A 1,038-nucleotide genomic window follows, 5' to 3' on the forward strand; every position below is an offset into this window, starting at 1 on the left:
GATCAGGCATGCACCAGATGCATGTCCGACCTGCAGCGCAAACCGCTCTTCCCCGCGGTAACGGAGCCCATCCCGGTGGAGCTTGCTGGTCACGGCTGCGAAAGTCTCTACGTACCCTTTCCTGCGACTGCATCGGTGCATGCGGCCTGCTTGGCAGCCGAAATGGTCGTGGACTGGAATCGAGGTGCTCCGTCGCCCCGGCTGCGCACCCGGGTCCTACGCTCAGGCTTCTCGCCGGCCTCGGGCGATGTAGACGTGCCAAGACTGCCGCAATGCCCAGCGTGCAGTTCGTAAGCGAATGGGTAACGCCTGACCGGAAGCGGCTCGTGGTGTTCGCTCCAGCAACCATCCAGGTCTTCATGAGGCACCGACAGCGGTTTCCGTGGCAGACAGAGGCTGGCGGCATTCTCCTCGGTAAGCGACGAGGGAATCATCTTGAAGTGCTGTTCGTAACTGAGCCAATGACTACAGACAGGCGCCGACCGTTCTTCTTTGAACGCGAGGCTCATGGCCATGCAACTGCGGCCATGGAGGCGTGGGCTGCTAGCGGCGGAACAATCGACTATCTCGGCGAATGGCACACACACCCTCAACGGGTTCCTGTGCCTTCGGACATCGACCGGACGGAGTGGCGGAAGCTTTTTGCGGGCCGAGCCAAGCACTTGCCTCTCGCTGCAGTCATAGTGGGGACTGCCTGCCTCCACGTTGAGCTCCTGCGCGTTGAAGCGCAGATTGACCTCAGGCCAGTGGTGGACGGCTGATTCAAACCAAGCCCCCCCACCGCCAGCTTGTAGCCCATAAAAAAGGGGGCCGAAGCCCCCTGGTATTACGTAATCAGGTAAACGTAATGGTGAAAACGTCCTGTAAGCAACAGTTTTGCGCAGTCGCTGTTTACGAAATCATGACCGAAATGCTCGATTTTGATAATCATTTTTGAGTCCTCCTTTCTCGCCACTATCTAAGTGGCTCTGCTATTTATGCAGCAGTGCCTCAAAAAGGCAAAAAAAGCGAAAAATGGAAAAAGAGGGACGCGTAAAC

1 protein-coding gene is annotated in these 1,038 nt (G+C 57.4%); it reads left to right on the forward strand.

The genetic code is table 11. From position 1 onward, the window contains the following. Positions 1–359 precede the first annotated feature (359 nt). Positions 360–761: a Mov34/MPN/PAD-1 family protein gene (locus AC1D1P_RS24225; protein ID WP_477674778.1), complete on the forward strand. Its 402-nt coding sequence runs from the start codon at positions 360–362 to the stop codon at positions 759–761. Positions 762–1,038: the final 277 nt, after the last annotated feature.

The sequence above is a fragment of the Polaromonas sp. P1_E1_2 genome (assembly GCF_056406035.1).